Annotated in this window: 12 protein-coding genes and 1 pseudogene; 6 read left to right on the forward strand and 7 right to left on the reverse strand. The window is 68.7% G+C overall.

The annotated features are described in order from the left end of the window. Positions 1–12: 12 nt before the first annotated feature. From H1Q64_RS25665 to H1Q64_RS25690, 6 genes are all read right to left on the reverse strand, one after another. Positions 13–987: a ChuX/HutX family heme-like substrate-binding protein gene (locus H1Q64_RS25665; protein ID WP_237906691.1), complete on the reverse strand. Its 975-nt coding sequence runs from the start codon at positions 985–987 to the stop codon at positions 13–15. A 210-nt stretch (positions 988–1,197) separates the two neighbouring features. Continuing rightward, positions 1,198–2,169: a carbon-nitrogen hydrolase family protein gene (locus tag H1Q64_RS25670; protein ID WP_237906692.1), complete on the reverse strand. Its 972-nt coding sequence runs from the start codon at positions 2,167–2,169 to the stop codon at positions 1,198–1,200. Next, the gene (locus tag H1Q64_RS25675) at positions 2,166–2,867 is read right to left on the reverse strand and encodes a flavin reductase family protein (RefSeq protein WP_237906693.1); all 702 of its coding nucleotides are present in this window, start codon (positions 2,865–2,867) and stop codon (positions 2,166–2,168) included. Before H1Q64_RS25675 ends, H1Q64_RS25670 begins: the two co-directional genes overlap by 4 nt. Before the next feature lie 71 nt (positions 2,868–2,938). Continuing rightward, entirely contained in the window at positions 2,939–3,997 is a 1,059-nt protein-coding gene (locus tag H1Q64_RS25680; protein ID WP_237906694.1) for an ABC transporter substrate-binding protein, read from the reverse strand. Next, positions 3,994–4,836 carry an ABC transporter ATP-binding protein gene (locus H1Q64_RS25685; protein WP_237906695.1) on the reverse strand — a complete coding sequence of 281 codons (843 nt, stop codon included), beginning with the start codon at positions 4,834–4,836 and terminating at the stop codon, positions 3,994–3,996. The genes H1Q64_RS25680 and H1Q64_RS25685 overlap by 4 nt, the downstream gene beginning before the upstream one ends. A gap of 17 nt (positions 4,837–4,853) precedes the next feature. After that, the gene (locus H1Q64_RS25690) at positions 4,854–5,693 is read right to left on the reverse strand and encodes an ABC transporter permease (RefSeq protein WP_237906696.1); all 840 of its coding nucleotides are present in this window, start codon (positions 5,691–5,693) and stop codon (positions 4,854–4,856) included. 295 nt (positions 5,694–5,988) lie between these two features. Between H1Q64_RS25690 and H1Q64_RS25695 the strand changes: the two genes are divergently transcribed. From H1Q64_RS25695 to H1Q64_RS25715, 5 genes are all read left to right on the forward strand, one after another. Continuing rightward, positions 5,989–6,738 (forward strand): TrmB family transcriptional regulator, encoded by a 750-nt coding sequence (locus H1Q64_RS25695; protein WP_237906697.1) that lies wholly within the window; start codon positions 5,989–5,991, stop codon positions 6,736–6,738. 213 nt (positions 6,739–6,951) lie between these two features. Beyond that, positions 6,952–7,404: a c-type cytochrome gene (locus H1Q64_RS25700; protein ID WP_237906698.1), complete on the forward strand. Its 453-nt coding sequence runs from the start codon at positions 6,952–6,954 to the stop codon at positions 7,402–7,404. Between the two features lie 16 nt (positions 7,405–7,420). Beyond that, positions 7,421–8,773, forward strand: a complete 1,353-nt coding sequence (locus tag H1Q64_RS25705; RefSeq protein WP_237906699.1) for a cbb3-type cytochrome c oxidase subunit I — start codon at positions 7,421–7,423, stop codon at positions 8,771–8,773. A gap of 88 nt (positions 8,774–8,861) precedes the next feature. Then, positions 8,862–9,674 (forward strand): CbbQ/NirQ/NorQ/GpvN family protein, encoded by an 813-nt coding sequence (locus H1Q64_RS25710; RefSeq protein ID WP_237906700.1) that lies wholly within the window; start codon positions 8,862–8,864, stop codon positions 9,672–9,674. A gap of 26 nt (positions 9,675–9,700) precedes the next feature. After that, on the forward strand, positions 9,701–11,623 hold the full coding sequence (locus H1Q64_RS25715; protein WP_237906701.1) for a nitric oxide reductase activation protein NorD: 1,923 nt from the start codon (positions 9,701–9,703) through the stop codon (positions 11,621–11,623). A 4-nt stretch (positions 11,624–11,627) separates the two neighbouring features. Here the strand turns inward: H1Q64_RS25715 and H1Q64_RS25720 are convergent, their stop codons facing one another. Further along, positions 11,628–12,530 (reverse strand): ferritin-like domain-containing protein, encoded by a 903-nt coding sequence (locus H1Q64_RS25720; RefSeq protein WP_237906702.1) that lies wholly within the window; start codon positions 12,528–12,530, stop codon positions 11,628–11,630. A 214-nt stretch (positions 12,531–12,744) separates the two neighbouring features. Between H1Q64_RS25720 and H1Q64_RS25725 the strand changes: the two are divergent. Next, a pseudogene (locus H1Q64_RS25725) lies at positions 12,745–15,014 on the forward strand (4Fe-4S binding protein). The last annotated feature ends 30 nt before the right edge of the window (positions 15,015–15,044 follow it).

The following is a 15,044-nucleotide window of genomic DNA, read 5'->3' on the forward strand; positions in this document are numbered from 1 at the left end:
GGTCCCCGCCCGTCACAGGGACGCGGCGAGCGCGCGCCACTCCGCCCGTTCCGGCTTGTCCTCGTCGCGCTGGCCGCACAGGATGGCCGCGTTGTCGCCCCGGTCGTCGTACAGCTCGACGGTGGTGATGCCGCCCTTGTCCGTCGGCTTGTGGACGACCCAGGCGCTGGACAGCCGCGCCTGGATGGCGCGCAGGGTGAAGCCGGGGTCGTCGATGCGCAGCAGCCCGTCGGCCGTCGTCGGGTGGTCCACCGTGCCGGTGTGGATCTGGATGCAGCCGGCGTTGCCGACGAAGATCATGATGTCGAGGCGGCGGTCGCGCGCCGCCTCCAGCAACGGCAGGAGGGTGGCGGCAGGCAGCTCCCGCGCGAAGCCCGGCCCGGCGAGGCGCAGCGCCTGCCGGCGCCCGACCCCGAAGGTCCTCAACATGCCGAAGAACTCGTGCACGTCGGTCATCTCGCTCCAGGCGGCGCGCAGCCCATCCACGTCGATCTCGGCGTCGGGCCGCTCGGGGGCGGGGGCGGGCAGCGGCTCCAGAGCTGGCGCGTCCTGGTCGGCGGCGCGGTGCAGGATCAGGAAGGCGTCCCAGGCGGCCGCGTTGGTCTCGGCGGTGCGGTGGACGGCGTGAACGGCGCGGCCGTGCCGGTCGAAGACGCGGATGGCCTCGGCCTCGCCCTCCGTCTCCGGCGTGTGGACGGTGATGGCCCAGTGGCGCGGGAAGACGCGCAGGTCGACCTCGCGGTTCAGCACGATCAGGGCCGGGCCGTTGCCGTCAACGTTGCCGAAGCGTCCGGTCTTCTCGTGGGTGATGCTGCGGTTGCCGGTGACGACGCGGACCGTCCCCAGGACGTCCAGTTTCCTCAGGGCGTCGGTCCAGTCCACCTCAAGCCGCGTCGGGCGGGCGGTGGCGCCGTTCTCCCAGCCGGGGAGAGTGGACTGGATCGGATCGACGGTCGGAAGGACAGTCGGCAGGCGGGTGTCGGGCATTGGGGGCTTCCCTTGACAAGATGCGGTGTGGTCGGCCCGTCCGGACAGGGCCAAATCTCTTCCGCAAATGATCATGAGAAGCATTATCAGTTACAAGGCGCCGATCATTAACCGGCATTAATCGCCCGTCGGGCCAGGGCAATCGCATTTGACCTTCATAACCCTCTCCCCAGAGGGGAGAGGGAATTTTAAAGGCGATTACCGTGCCCGTCAGGCCGCTTCTTCGACCTTCTCGTTGCGCTCCGGAAGGGCGGCCTCGCGCACCGTGGCGACCGGCGCGCGCGGGGTCTCGTCAACGCGCATGCTGAACAGGTCCGGCCGCGCGTAATGGCCCACCGGATCGAAGTCGAGTTTGGCGCCGACCAGATCCTCGACGTCCACCTCGGCGGTCAGGATGCCCTCCGCGTCGACCAGCGGACCGGCCAGGATCTCGCCGAGCGGCCCGACGATGACCGAGCGGCCGTGCATCATCCACTCGTCCGGCCCGGCGTCGATGCGGCTGGCGTAGTCCTCCGGGAAGTCTGAACGGCGCATCACCTGGCAGGCGCCGATCACGAAGCAGCGCCCCTCCATGGCGACGTGGCGCATGGTGGCGATCCAGCTTTCGCGGTCGTCCGCCGTCGGGGCCGCCCAGAGCTGGACGCCCTTGGCGTAGTAGGCCGCGCGCATCAGCGGCATGTAATGCTCCCAGCAGATGGCGCCGCCGACACGGCCGAACGGCGTGTCCATGACGGTGAGGGTCGAGCCGTCGCCGAACCCCCAGACCAGCCGCTCCGACCCGGTCGGCATCACCTTGCGGTGCTTGCCCATCCGGCCGTCCGGCGACAGGTAGAGCACCGTGCAGTAGAGCGTTCCGCCGTCGCGCTCGATGACGCCGACGACCGCGTGGATTCCGTGCCGCGCGCAGGCCGCCGACAGCGTCTCGGTCTCCGGTCCCGGCACGGTGATCGCGCCGCGGACGTAGCGGGCGAAGTCGGCGCGGCCCTCCGGCGTGCGCCGGCCGATCGAGCAGCCGAAATCGAGCCCCTTCGGGTAGCCGCCGATGAAGGCTTCCGGGAAGACGGCGAGCGATGCGCCGGTGGAGGCGGCCTCGGCGATCAGGTCGACCGTGCGGGCGGTCGCCGCGGCGGCGTCGAACGGCACCGTCGCCGCCTGCACCGCGGCCACTTTAACCTTGGTCATGCTTGTCGTTCCTTGCAGTGTGTTTCGGTGGATTGGGGCGCGGTGTCGGCCCAGACCGGCCTCACCAGATCGAAGACGTCGCGGGTGCGCAGATAGGCCGAGGGGCCGTGCATGCGGGCGACGAGGTCGAGCGCCTCATGGTCGATGCGGGGGCGTTCAGGATTGCCGGTCAGAACGCGCGTCGCGACATGGGCGTGCAGCACCTCGCCCACGAACAGCCATTGTCCGGGACCGCTTTCGAACTCGTGGATCAGCCGGCATTCGAAGGCGACCGGCGATGCGGCGATGCGCGGCGGCCGGATCTCGACGCTCGGCAGGGTGGCGAGCCCGGCGAGCCGGGTTTCGTCCACCTCGGGCGGCGCCTCGACGCAGGTGAGGTTCATCGCCTCTGCGAGGTCGAAGGGGACGAGGTTGATCACGAACTCGCGCGTCGCCCGGATGTTGACCGCCGTGTCCTTCGGCCGGTCCGGGCGTGCCAGCACGCCGAGACAGACCACCGGCCGGTCAGAGCCGAAGACGTTGAAGAAGGAGTAGGGAGCCGCGTTCACCCGGCCCTCGGCCGAGCGGGTGATCGCCCAGGCGATCGGCCGCGGCAGAACCGCGGCGGTCAGAAGGCGGTAGCGGTCGGGCGCCGGCAGCGTGGCGAAGTCGAAATGGCGCGTTGGAGGGGCGGGGGCGTCGTCAAGTCGTAAGGTCATGAAGTCTCCTTCGGCGCGGCCCGGCACGGCCGCCGCCCCGTCCTGCGCGCTGCGTCGGGATCGCCGGCCGATCAGCCGACGATCTTGACCGTCTTCGGATCGAAGTTTTGGGCGGCGAAGGCGGCGTCGACCTTGCCGGCGATGGTCGTGTCGACGAACTTCGAGACGTCGGGCAGGCGCGGCAGCAGCTTCGCCTCCACGCCCCATTCGGCGAGCTGGTTCAACTTATTGACCTGCTCGTCGGAGAGCGCCGCCTTGATGTCGGTGGGCGCCTTGGCGTTCCAGGCGGGGTCGTAGCCCGACGCCTTTTCGAGCACGGCTTCCGGGATGTTCTTCGCCGGCTCCAGCGACCGGAACCAGCCGTTGACGAGGTCGTGGTTCTGGCTTGCGAAATACAGCGCCTGGGAGTTGGCGAGCAGGAAGCGCTCCGCCACCTCGGGCCGGTCCTTGAAGAAGCGGTTGTTCGCGGTCAGCACGATGACCGGGGTCAGGTTCTCCGAAATGACCTGGGCGAAGCCCGCGTTCTCGAAGAAGCTCACGAACGGGTCGTAGGTGAAGAAGGCGTCGATCCGCTGCGCGCCCACCGCGTCGGCCAGCTCCGCCGGCCCGACATTGACGAAGGTCATGTCGCGGCCGGGGGTGAGGCCGGCCTTGATCATCGCCTCCTGGGCGTTCTGGAAGGCGGTGATGCCGAAGGTGCCGTAGACCTGCTTGCCCTTCAGCCCGGCGACGTCGGTGATCCCCGACTTCTTGGTCACCAGCACCGCCGAGCGGAAGCGCGCCTGCGAGGCGATGGTGGTGACCGGCGCCCCGACGGCCATGGTGGTGACGGCGGCGAAGTCGGACAGCGTGCCGACATCGGCCGCGTTCGACACGATCGCCTCGTTCACCGCCGGCGAGGCGTTGAGCTGGATCATGTTCATCCGCAGGCCGTTGCGGGCCGCGATGTCCGTGCGCATCAGCACATGGGCGATCTGGGCCGACACGGTGGTGGTGTTGAACCAGCCCATCTTGACGACGTCCGCGCCCTGCGCGCGGAGGATCGCCGGCTTGGCGAGGGTTGCGGCGGCGGCGATGCCGGCGGCGAGCTGGCCGAAACGACGGCGCGAGAGTGTCGAGGTCACGTTCATTCCCCTTTTTGCCATTCGGGTTTCAGGGTCTCCCACAGGTCGTTGACCGTGGAGACGAACCAGGGATCGGAGCGCATCTCGGCCGTGCGGGGCCGCGGCAGCGGCACGGCGACCTCCTCGCGCACCCGGCCGGGCCGCGGGCTCATCACCACCACGCGGTCGGCCAGGAACACCGCCTCATCGATGCCGTGGGTGACGAAGATCACCGTCTTGCCGGCCTCGGACGATATGCGGGCGATCTCCTCCTGCAGCAGCACGCGGGTCTGCGCGTCCAGCGCGCCGAACGGCTCGTCCATCAGCAGGATGTCGGGGTCCGGGGCGAGCGCGCGGGCGATGGCCGCCCGCTGCTTCATGCCGCCGGAGATCTGGTGCGGGTACTTCTCCTCGAAGCCGGTCAGCCGGACCATGTCGATCAGCGAGCGGGCGATCTCCGCGCGCTCCTTCTTCGCCATGCCCTTGGCCTTCAGGCCGAACTCGACGTTCTGCTGCACGGTCATCCAGCCGAACAGCGCGTAGTCCTGGAAGACGACCGTGCGGGACGGGTCCGGCCTGACGATGGGGCGGCCGTTCTGCAGGAGCGTCCCGCTCGACGCCGACTGGAAACCGGCGACGATGCCGAGCAGGGTCGACTTGCCGCAGCCCGAGGGGCCGAGCAGTGAGATGAACTCGCCGCGGCGGATGCGCAGATCGACCCCGTCGAGGGCGACCACCATGTTGTCGGACGAGGTCCCGCCATAGACCTTGCCCAGATTCCGGATGTCGATCTGGATGTCGGCCGGCTGGGCCTGCGGCGCGCCGGGGGGCGGGGCGGGGGTCTTGCGTGCGGTGTTGGCGGCCATGATTCTTCGCCTCCTGCTCAATTGCGCTCTGAAGGTGCCCAGGCGTTCACCCGACGCTCGATCCGCTCGAGGACGGCGGACATGGCGAAGCCGACAAGACCAATGGCCACCATGCCCGCAACGACGTTGTTGATCTGGAAAAGCATGCGCGACTGCTGGATCAGGTAGCCGAGGCCGGTCTGCGCCGCGATCAGCTCGGCGGTCACCACGCACATCCAGCCCACGCCCAGCGCGATCCGCAGCCCCGGCAGGATGATCGGCAGGGAGGCGGGGATCAGCACGTCGGTGAAGAGCTGCCAGGGCGTCGCGCCGAGGCAGAGCGCCGCGTTCATCTGGTTCCGGTCGAGGCCGCGCACCGCCGTGTAGGTGGCGACGAAGGCCGGGAAGACGGCGCCGAGGAAGACCAGGAAGTAGGACGCGGCGTCACCGAGCCCGAACCACAAGATGGTGATCGGGATCCAGGCGAGCGGCGGGATGGGGCGCAGCGCCTCGACCACCGGCCGCACGAAGTCCGCGACGCTGCGCCACCAGCCGCACATCAGCCCGAGCGCCATGCCGACGACGCAGGCGAGCGCGAAGCCGACGGCCACCCGCTGCAGGCTGGCGCCGAGATGAACCCACAGCGAGCCGTCGAGCGCCATGTCCCAGAGCGCCCCCGCCACCGCGACCGGCGACGGCAGCAGGAAGGCGTCGATGATGCCGAGCGAGGTCAGCGCCTGCCAGACGGCGAAGAAGGCGGTGAGGCCCATCGCCGCGCGGAAGGACCGGTCCGTCAGAATGCGGGGAGTCACGGCGCGGCGCGGCGCTCTCTGCATGAAGGGCGGCGCAGCCGCATGCGCTTTCGTGTTCGCTTCCATCACCTTCCCTCGTTCCACCGTTCGGTGCCGCCTCGCGGGACGTCAGCGTCCTTGGACGACGACAAAACGATGACAGTGTCGGAAAAATCCGTCAATTCGAAAAATACAAATGAATGGCGCCTTAAAGGCATAAACTTGCCGTTTTAACGGGCATTTGGCGGGAGAAAAGCCCATTTTATCGTCTTCTCTTCAAAGCAGTGACGCAAAGAGACGGGATTTTATCGGCAAAAACCGACGATGGACGGGTGGCGCGGAATCGGGCATGTTGCGACGCGATTCAAAAGGGAGCACGTGGGTGAATCTTGAGGAGAAGCTGTCCCGGATCGGCATATCGGGGACGCTCTACAAGCTCTATCTGACGACGATCCGCCTTGGCGGCGGCTCCGTGACGGAGGTGGCCGCGGGCGCCGGCATGGCCCGCACCACGGCGCACGACGCTCTCGCCAAGCTGGAGGCGGAGGGGCTCGTCCGCTTCGTCGATCACGGCAAGCGCCGCTTCGTGGTCGCCCAGGACCCGGGGATCCTGCTGGAGCGCAGCGAGGCCCGGCGGCAGATGCTCGAAGACGTGATGCCGGTCCTGCGGTCGATGTACCATCACGAGAACGGCCAGCCGAACGTCCGCTTCCACCCGGGCCCCGAAGGCATCCGCACCGTCCTGTGGGAGACGCTGAGCGGCGAGGAGAAAGAACTGCGCGCCACCCTGTCGATGCGGGAGCTGATGGTCGAGCCGGGGCTGGAGGAGATGGAGCGCTATTTGAAGGAGCGGGCGCGGCGCGGCATCTGGCTGCGGGTGATCCGCTCGGAGGAGCGCGACATCGCCCCGATCTGGCCGTCGAGCCAGGAGGAGCGGCGCGAACTGCGCTACGCGCCCGCCACCTACAACCTGGCGATGACCTGCTTCATCCACGGCACCAAGGTTTCGGTCATCTCGTCCGCCCGCGAGAGCTACGGCCTGATCCTCGACAGCGCCGATTTCGCGGCCTTCCAGGCGTCCATGTTCGACGCCATGTGGAGCCTGAGCACCCCGGCGCCGACCATTCCCTGAGCGCGCCGGCCGCGGGAAGCGCCGGGTTGGCCCGGCGCCCGCTTTTTCACACAGCCCTCAAATCCGGTCCGCGGCCGTCCACTTGACCGCCGTCAAGGATAGTCGCACCAAATCGGTCAACTTTCTCCGTCATGGCGCACGGCCAACGCTGCTCAAGGCCCCTCCGTTCCACGAAGGTCTGCCTCGGGGGCCTGACCCAGGAGAAACGAACGCATGACGGAACGCTTCACCAAAGCGGCCGCCCGAAACATTTTTTACGGCGGATCGCTCTTCTTCTTCGCCGCCTTCGTCTCGCTGACGGCGGCAAGCCACATCTACGTCGTCAACACCGGCACCGACAGCAAGGGGCTGACCGACAGCGTCGCCCGCGGCAAGCATGTGTGGGAGAAGAACTCCTGCATCAACTGCCACACGCTGCTGGGCGAGGGTGCCTATTTCGCGCCGGAGCTGGGCAATGTCTGGATCCGCTACGGCGGCGACAAGGACCCGGAGGGCGCGCGCGCCGCGTTGGCCGGCTGGATGGCCGCCCAGCCCAGCGGCATCGAGGGCCGCCGCCAGATGCCGCAGTTCAACCTGACGGAGCAGGAGGTCAACGACCTCGCCGCCTTCCTGGAATGGACCAGCCGCATCAACACCCAGAACTGGCCGCCCAAGGTTTCCGGCTGACGAAGGACGAAAGGCCATGAAATACGAATCCCAAAAGGTCGCGCTGCCCTATTTCTACGGCGCGCTGGCCCTGTTCGGCGTTCAGCTCCTGGTCGGCCTGCTGGCCGGCACGGTCTATGTGCTGCCCAACGTCCTGTCGGAACTGCTTCCCTTCAACATCCTGCGGATGATCCACACGAACGCGCTGATCGTCTGGCTGCTGATGGGCTTCTTCGGCGCCGCCTACTACCTGATTCCGGAAGAGGCGGAGCGCGAGCTGCACAGCCCGAAGCTGGCCTACATCCAGTTCGGCCTGTTCATGTTCGGCGCGCTGGCCGCCGTCGTCGGCTACGTCTTCCGCATCCACGAGGGACGCGAGTTCCTGGAACAGCCGACGTGGATCAAGGTCGCCATCGTCGTCGTCGCGCTGATGTTCCTCTACAACATCTCCATGACGGTGCTGAAGGGCCGGCGCACGGTCATCACCAACATCCTGGTGATGGGGCTGTGGGGCATCGCGATCTTCTTCCTGTTCTCCTTCTACAACCCGACCAACCTCGCGCTGGACAAGATGTACTGGTGGTACGTCGTCCATCTCTGGGTCGAGGGCGTGTGGGAGCTGGTCATGGCCTCGATCCTCGCCTTCCTGATGATCAAGATGACCGGCGTCGACCGCGAGATCGTCGAGAAGTGGCTCTACGCCATCGTCGGGCTGGCCCTGTTCTCCGGCCTGCTGGGCACCGGGCACCATTACTACTGGATCGGCACGCCGGGCTACTGGCAGTGGATCGGCTCGCTGTTCTCGACGCTTGAGGTCGCCCCCTTCTTCTTCATGGTCGTCTTCGCCGTGAAGATGGTGCTGAAGGGCGGGCGCGATCACCCGAACAAGGCCGCCCTGCTGTGGTCGGTCGGCTGCGCGGTGACGGCCTTCTTCGGGGCTGGCGTCTGGGGCTTCCTGCACACGCTGTCCTGGGTCAACTATTACACCCACGGCACGCAGGTGACGGCGGCGCACGGGCATCTGGCCTTCTTCGGCGCCTATGTGATGATCAACCTCGCCATCTTCAGCTACGCCATGCCGCATCTGCGCGGCGTCGCGCCCTACCACCAGACCCTCAACAAAGCCAGCTTCTGGCTGATGACTGGCGGCATGACGGTGATGACCTTCGCCCTGACCTTCGCCGGGGTCGTGCAGGTCCACCTGCAGCGCGTGATGGGCATGGACTATATGACCGTCCAGGCGGAGATCGCTCCCTTCTACTGGGTGCGTCTGGCCGCCGGTGCCGCGGTGTTCATCGGCGCCGTCCTCTATCTCTACGCTCTGCTCGGGCCGGTGCCCGCGGGCCGCAAGAGCACCGGAATCGGTGCCGCCGTGCAGCCCGCCGAGTGACCAGGGCCTTCCCCTCCTCCGCACGCCGGGGGAGGGGACCCTTCTTTTCCGACCTCCGTTTTGGCCTTCCGTTTTCGAGGAGACACCCATGACCCGCAGCGCCCTGAAGGCCGTCGCGGACGACCTCGACATCCCCTACTACAAGGCCGTCGGCGACGAGTGCGAGCTGTTCGAGCACGCCTTCCGCCACCGCCTGCCGCTGCTGCTGAAGGGGCCGACGGGCTGCGGCAAGACGCGCTTCGTCTCGCACATGGCAGCACGTCTGGGGCGTCCCCTCTACACCGTGTCCTGCCACGACGACCTGACCGCCGCCGACCTGACCGGGCGTTACCTGCTGAAGGGTGGCGACACGGTGTGGGCGGACGGCCCGCTGACCCACGCCGTGCGCGAGGGGGCCGTCTGCTACCTCGACGAGGTGGTGGAGGCGCGCAAGGACGTGACCGTCGTGCTCCACCCGCTGACCGACGACCGCCGTCTGCTGCCGCTCGACCGCACGGGCGAACTGCTGGAGGCACCGGACGACTTCATGCTGGTGGTCTCCTACAATCCCGGTTACCAGAACGTCCTGAAGACCCTGAAGCCCAGCACGCGTCAGCGCTTCCTCGCCATCGAATTCGACTTTCCGGCGCCGGAGGACGAGGCCGCCATCGTCGCCCGCGAGAGCGGCCTGCCGGAGGCGCGCGTCGCCCCGCTGGTCCGTCTGGCCGGCGCGCTGCGCGCCCTCAAGGGCCAGGATCTTGAGGAGGGTGTATCCACCCGCCTGCTCGTCTATTGCGCGACGCTGATCCGTTCCGGTGTCAAGCCCGAACGGGCCATCCGCACCGCGCTGATCGAACCGCTGACCGATGACGCCGACGTGCGGCAGGCGCTGCTGCGCGTCGCCGACATCGCCCTGGGCTAAGGGAAATTCGGGTAAGGGAAACGGACATGCTGTCGCTGCTTGAGCCCGAGGAGTTCATCGGCCGCCACTGGCACCGCCTGGTCGGCGGCCGGTCGAGCCTGCCGCACCATCCCGATGCCGCGGTGACGCTGGAGGCGATCCGGCCCCGGCTGGCGGTGTTCTTCCGCGGGCTGGGTGGCGACCGGGGCGTGCGGCTGGCCGCCTCGGCGCGGGCGTCCTCCGGCCACCGGCTGTCGGTGCTGGAGCGCATCGGCCTCGGCACCGAACGGCTGGAGCGGCCGGCGCTGGACGGCGATGTGTTGCAGTTGCCCGCCCTGCTCGACGTGTTCCCCGACGCGGCGCTGAACGAGCGGCTCTACGAATGGCTCGCCGCTTATTTCGCGCACGCCGAGGCCGATGGCGAGGCTGCCGCCGGTCCGCTGCGGGCCGACCCGCTGCGGGCCGATCTGCGGGCGCTGCGGCAGGCCCACGCGACCACCGCGCGGGTTCTTGCGCGCTGGCCGGGTTTGACCCGCCTGCATGGCGAGCTGTGCGCGGAGCTGGTCGCCGTCCGGCCCAAGCGCTCCCTGCCGAAGGACGAGGCGATGGTGGAGGCGGCGGTGCTGGCTCTGCTGGGCGCCGGTGACGGCGGCGCGGCGCTGGACGGGACGATTCCCCTGGACCGCTTCACCGCTTCCGCCGGCTACAAGCCTTTCCTGCCGGTGCCGCTGTGGGGTGAGGTGTCGGGTCCTGTGCCGTCCGGTGCCTCGGCTGCGTCCGATGCGGCGGAGGACGAAGCCGCAACCCCTTCCGCCGAAAGCGACGGCCAGCGCCGGAAGGCAACGCGGCGCGACAGCGATCAGGTGCAGCGCGAGGACCCGCTGATCCTGAACCGTTTCGAGAAGATCTTCGGTTTGGCGGAGATGCTGAACATCCCCCGCCCGGTCGATGACGACGACGAGGACGCCGCCCGCCAGGCCGCCGACGACATGGAGGAGATCGCGCTCGCCCAGCATCAGCGCAAGCCCTCGACCCGGCTGAAGCTCGATCTCGATCTGGCGCCGGCCGCCGTGGACGCGGCGCCCCTGACGGCGGTGCTGACCTACCCGGAATGGGACCATCGCCGCCGCGCCTACCACCCCGCCCATTGCCGCGTCGTCGCCGAACCGGCGCCGGAGGACGGCGAGGACTGGGCGCCCGACGAGGCCGCGCTGCGCCGCATCCGGCAGGTGCGCCGCCAGTTCGAGGCCCTGCGCCCCAAGCGCATGATCTTCACCGGCCAGCCGGATGGCGACGACCTCGACCTCACCGCCCTGGTGCGCCGCTGCGCCGACCAGCGCGCGGGCGGGGCGGGCAGCGACCGCGTCTATCAGGCGGCGCGCAACGCGGCGCGCGATCTGGCGGTGGCGGTGCTGGTCGACACCTCGCTGTCCACCGACGGCTGGGTGGACGGGCACCGCGTGCTGGATGTCGAGAAGGAAGCCCTGCTGGCGCTGTCCAACGGACTGAACGCCTGCGGCGACCCGCACGCCATCTTCGCCTTCACCTCGAAGAAGCGCGACTGGGTGCGGGTGCAGACCGTCAAGGAGTTCGACGAGCCCCTGAACGCCCGTGTGCAGCGTCGTGTGCAGGCGTTGAAGCCGGGCCATTACACCCGCATGGGGGCGGCGCTGCGCCACGCCGCCGCACGTCTGGCGGAGCGGCCCAACCGGCACCGCCTGCTGATCCTGCTGTCGGACGGCAAGCCCAACGACGTGGACCATTACGAGGGGCGCTACGGCATCGAAGACACCCGCGTGGCGATCCAGGAGGCCCGCCGCCAGGGCATCGCCCTGTTCGGCATCACCGTGGATGCCGAGGCGCGCGACTATTTCCCTTATCTGTTCGGCCGGGGCGGCTACGCGATCTTCCCGCAGGTCACGCACCTGACCAAGGCCCTGCCGGCGTTGTACCGGCAGGTGGTGGGGTAGTTTCTTACCCCCTCGCCTCGATCCGCTCCGCCAGCAGCGCGAGGTGGCCCACCACGGCCTCCTGAAGGCGCAGGGATTCGGTCAGGACCAGCTCGTCGGACGCCTGGGCCGCCACGTCGCCGAAGGCTTCGGCGAGCCGTTCGGAGGCGGCGACCGCCGCGCGCAGGCAGGCGGGCGTGGTGTCGGGAACGGCGGCCTGCGACGCCGCCGCGTCGGAGCCGGCCGGAATCAACGCCCGTTCCTCTTCGGCAATTTGGCTCAGCAGCGCGGCGCCGTCACCGTTGCCCAGGGCGAGCAGGCGCACCGCCAGCGCGCTGTGCTCCGCGGCAGTGGCGGACAGCAGGGCGACGGCCAGCCGTTCCAGTTCCGCCGGTGTGTCCGCGCGGGTCGGCTTGTGCTCCTCCCGGCCCCGTTCGCGGCGGAAGGCCTTGCGGCGCTCGCGGCGGAGCAGGGCGGCGTGGCGGAGTTCCTCGCGGGCCAGCGCCTCGGCGTGGGTGCGGATCGGCTCGTCCGGGGCGCTGGCGGCGATGTAGCTGTAGAAGGCGAAGGCGCGCTGCTCGTTGACCACCGCCAGCGACAGCGCCTGATAGGGCGTCAGCCGCGTGCGCTCGGTCAGCTCCTCCCAGGAGGCGGCAAGCTCCGGCGGCAGGCGCCAGAGGAAGGCCGGAGCGTTGGGGGTGGGGCGGCCGAGGCGGTGCGCCCAGCTGTCCACCGCCTGCACATGGTCCTGCTCCTCCGCGATCAGGGCGCGGAAGGTGGTGGCGGTGTCGGTCTCGCCGCGGCGGTCCATCAGGGCCGCCAACTGGGTGTAGCGGCGCACCGCCTCCTGTTCCAGCGCCAGGGCGATGCCCAGAAGATCGTCCAGCGAGCGGACCCCACCCTGTGGTTCGTGGCGCAGCAACGGCATGGAAACCCCCGGTCGCGAGTGAATTTCGCCTAAAATGCAATCGATATTCCCGCCCGATCAGCAATCGTACGGACCCTGGGGAGGAGGATAACCCGGCTTCATTTTTCCGCGACTTGACGATGGTCAAGAACAGCGGCCCGAACCTGCGGTCTCATGGGCGCGTCAACGGGGCATGCGGCCTCTTGATCAAGATCAAGACTTCAAGGCAAGGGCGATGGTTGCGGACTTCTTGCGGGGAACACGCGCGTTGGTGGTGGGGCTGCTGATCCTGCTGGCCGGGTTCGGCACGGCGGACGCCGCCGAGGCGCTGCTGGCGCGGTATCTCGGCATGGTGCAGCCGGGCGATGTCGCCGCCGGGGCGGACCGCTTCGGCGCTCCCTTGCCGAACGCGCCGATGGTTCCCGTCTACAAGGGCGACGCGCTGGTCGGCCACGCCTTCCTGACCTCCGACTTCGTGAACACGACCGGCTATTCGGGCCGTCCGATCCATGTGATGGTCGGGCTGGCGCCGGACGGCACGGTGACCGGGGCGAAGCTGGTCGACCATCACGAGCCCATCGTCCTGATCGGCATCCCGCCGGCCAAGGTCAACGCCTTCATTGACGGCTATGTCGGCAAGAACGTGCTGACCCTGGCCTCGCAGAGCGCGTCCAGCCCGCCGGTGGACATCGTGTCCGGCGCCACCGTGACGGTGATGGTGATCGGCGATTCGATCATCCGTTCCGGCAAGAAGGTATTGCAGGCGCTGGGCGCGCCGGGAGCAGCGGAGGCCGCGCCGACCGTGACCCGCAGCCTCGACCTGTCCAAGACCGGAGTCGAGGACTGGGCCACGCTGGTCGGCGACGGTTCCGTGCGCCGCCTGACGCTGACGGTGGGCGAGGTCAACGCCGCCTTCGAGCGCACCGGCAAGGCCGAGGCCGCCGCCCGTCCCGAGGCCGGCGATCCGAACGACAGCTTCATCGACCTCTACGCCGCGCTCGCCACCATTCCCGCCGTCGGCCGCTCCCTGCTGGGCGACGCGGAGTACGAGGCGCTGGTGCAGCGGCTGAAGCCGGGCCAGCACGCCATCGTCGTGGCGGGGCAGGGGCGCTATTCCTTCAAGGGCTCGGGCTATGTGCGCGGCGGCATCTTCGACCGTTTCGAGCTGGTTCAGCACGAGGGCGCCATCCGCTTCCGCGACCGCCTGCACAAGCGCCTGGGCTCCCTGGCTGCGGCGGGCGCGCCGAATTTCCCCGAGATCGGCCTGTTCGTCATCCCCGAAGAGGTCGGCTTCAACCCCGCCGATCCGTGGCGCCTGCAGCTGCTGGTCCAGCGCGCGACCGCGGCGCTCGACAAGGCCTTCGTCACCTTCGACCTCGGCTATCAGCCGCCGGAGAAGTTCCTGAAGGTCAAGCCGGTGGCCGCTCCTGCCGCTGCCGCGGCACCGGCCTCCGTGATGCCGGCCGCCGTGGCTCCGATGGCCGCCGCCTTGGCGGAACAGGACGCGGCCGACGAGATCCCGCTGTGGCAGCGCATCTGGGAGAACCGCCTGTTCGACGTCGCCGTGCTGGCGAGCGCGATCCTGCTGCTGACCGGAATCTTCTTCTTCCAGGACCAGCTTGTGAAGCGCCCGGCCCTCTACGAGCGGGTGCGCACCGGGTTCCTCGTCTTCACGCTGGTCTGGCTCGGCTGGTACGCAACGGCGCAGCTGTCGGTGGTCAACGTGCTGACCTTCGCCAACGCGCTGCGCACCGACTTCCGCTGGGACTATTTCCTGATGGACCCGCTGGTGTTCATCCTGTGGTTCTCGGTCGCCGCGTCGCTGCTGTTCTGGGGCCGGGGCGCCTTCTGCGGCTGGCTGTGCCCGTTCGGCGCGCTGCAGGAACTGGCCTCCAAGGCCGCCAAGAAGCTGGGTGTCCGTCAGATCACCGTTCCCTTCGGGCTGCACCAGCGGCTGTGGCCGATCAAGTACATGATCTTCCTGCTGCTGTTCGGCCTGTCGCTGACCTCGCTGGCGACGGCGGAGAAGGCGGCGGAGGTTGAGCCCTTCAAGACCGCGATCATCCTGCATTTCGTCCGCGACTGGTGGTTCGTCCTGTTCGCCGTGGCCCTGATCGCCGCCGGCTTGTTCATCGAGCGCTTCTTCTGCCGCTACCTGTGCCCGCTGGGCGCGGCGCTCGCCATTCCCGGATGCGGATGTTCGACTGGCTGCGCCGCTACAAGGAATGCGGCAACCCGTGCCGGCGCTGCGCCAACGAATGCCCGGTCCAGGCGATCCACCCCGACGGCTCGATCAACCCCAACGAATGCATCCAGTGCCTCCACTGCCAGGTGCTCTACCACCACGACCGCAAATGCCCGGTCATGATCCAGAAGCGCCTGAAGCGGGAGCGCCGCGACGCCACCCAATCCACCAGCACCGCTGCGGAAGCCAAACCCCGCGCCGCCGTGCTGACCACCGATCCCGCCACCGGGCACCTGTCCGCCCGGCCGGAAGGACTTTGACCCACCAGGTCGAAACAAGAGCCCCGTAAG

Source organism: Azospirillum brasilense, assembly GCF_022023855.1.
GTDB lineage: Bacteria > Pseudomonadota > Alphaproteobacteria > Azospirillales > Azospirillaceae > Azospirillum > Azospirillum brasilense_F.

Excerpts from the sequence above, each read along its gene's own strand:
- H1Q64_RS25680 (WP_237906694.1), bottom strand. The coding sequence starts at position 3,997 with ATGAACGTGACCTCGACACTCTCGCGCCGTCGTTTCGGCCAGCTCGCC.
- H1Q64_RS25665 (WP_237906691.1), bottom strand. The coding sequence starts at position 987 with ATGCCCGACACCCGCCTGCCGACTGTCCTTCCGACCGTCGATCCGATC.
- H1Q64_RS25685 (WP_237906695.1), bottom strand. The coding sequence starts at position 4,836 with ATGGCCGCCAACACCGCACGCAAGACCCCCGCCCCGCCCCCCGGCGCG.
- H1Q64_RS25690 (WP_237906696.1), bottom strand. The coding sequence starts at position 5,693 with ATGGAAGCGAACACGAAAGCGCATGCGGCTGCGCCGCCCTTCATGCAG.
- H1Q64_RS25715 (WP_237906701.1), top strand. The coding sequence starts at position 9,701 with ATGCTGTCGCTGCTTGAGCCCGAGGAGTTCATCGGCCGCCACTGGCAC.
- H1Q64_RS25675 (WP_237906693.1), bottom strand. The coding sequence starts at position 2,867 with ATGACCTTACGACTTGACGACGCCCCCGCCCCTCCAACGCGCCATTTC.
- H1Q64_RS25670 (WP_237906692.1), bottom strand. The coding sequence starts at position 2,169 with ATGACCAAGGTTAAAGTGGCCGCGGTGCAGGCGGCGACGGTGCCGTTC.
- H1Q64_RS25710 (WP_237906700.1), top strand. The coding sequence starts at position 8,862 with ATGACCCGCAGCGCCCTGAAGGCCGTCGCGGACGACCTCGACATCCCC.
- H1Q64_RS25705 (WP_237906699.1), top strand. The coding sequence starts at position 7,421 with ATGAAATACGAATCCCAAAAGGTCGCGCTGCCCTATTTCTACGGCGCG.
- H1Q64_RS25720 (WP_237906702.1), bottom strand. The coding sequence starts at position 12,530 with ATGCCGTTGCTGCGCCACGAACCACAGGGTGGGGTCCGCTCGCTGGAC.
- H1Q64_RS25700 (WP_237906698.1), top strand. The coding sequence starts at position 6,952 with ATGACGGAACGCTTCACCAAAGCGGCCGCCCGAAACATTTTTTACGGC.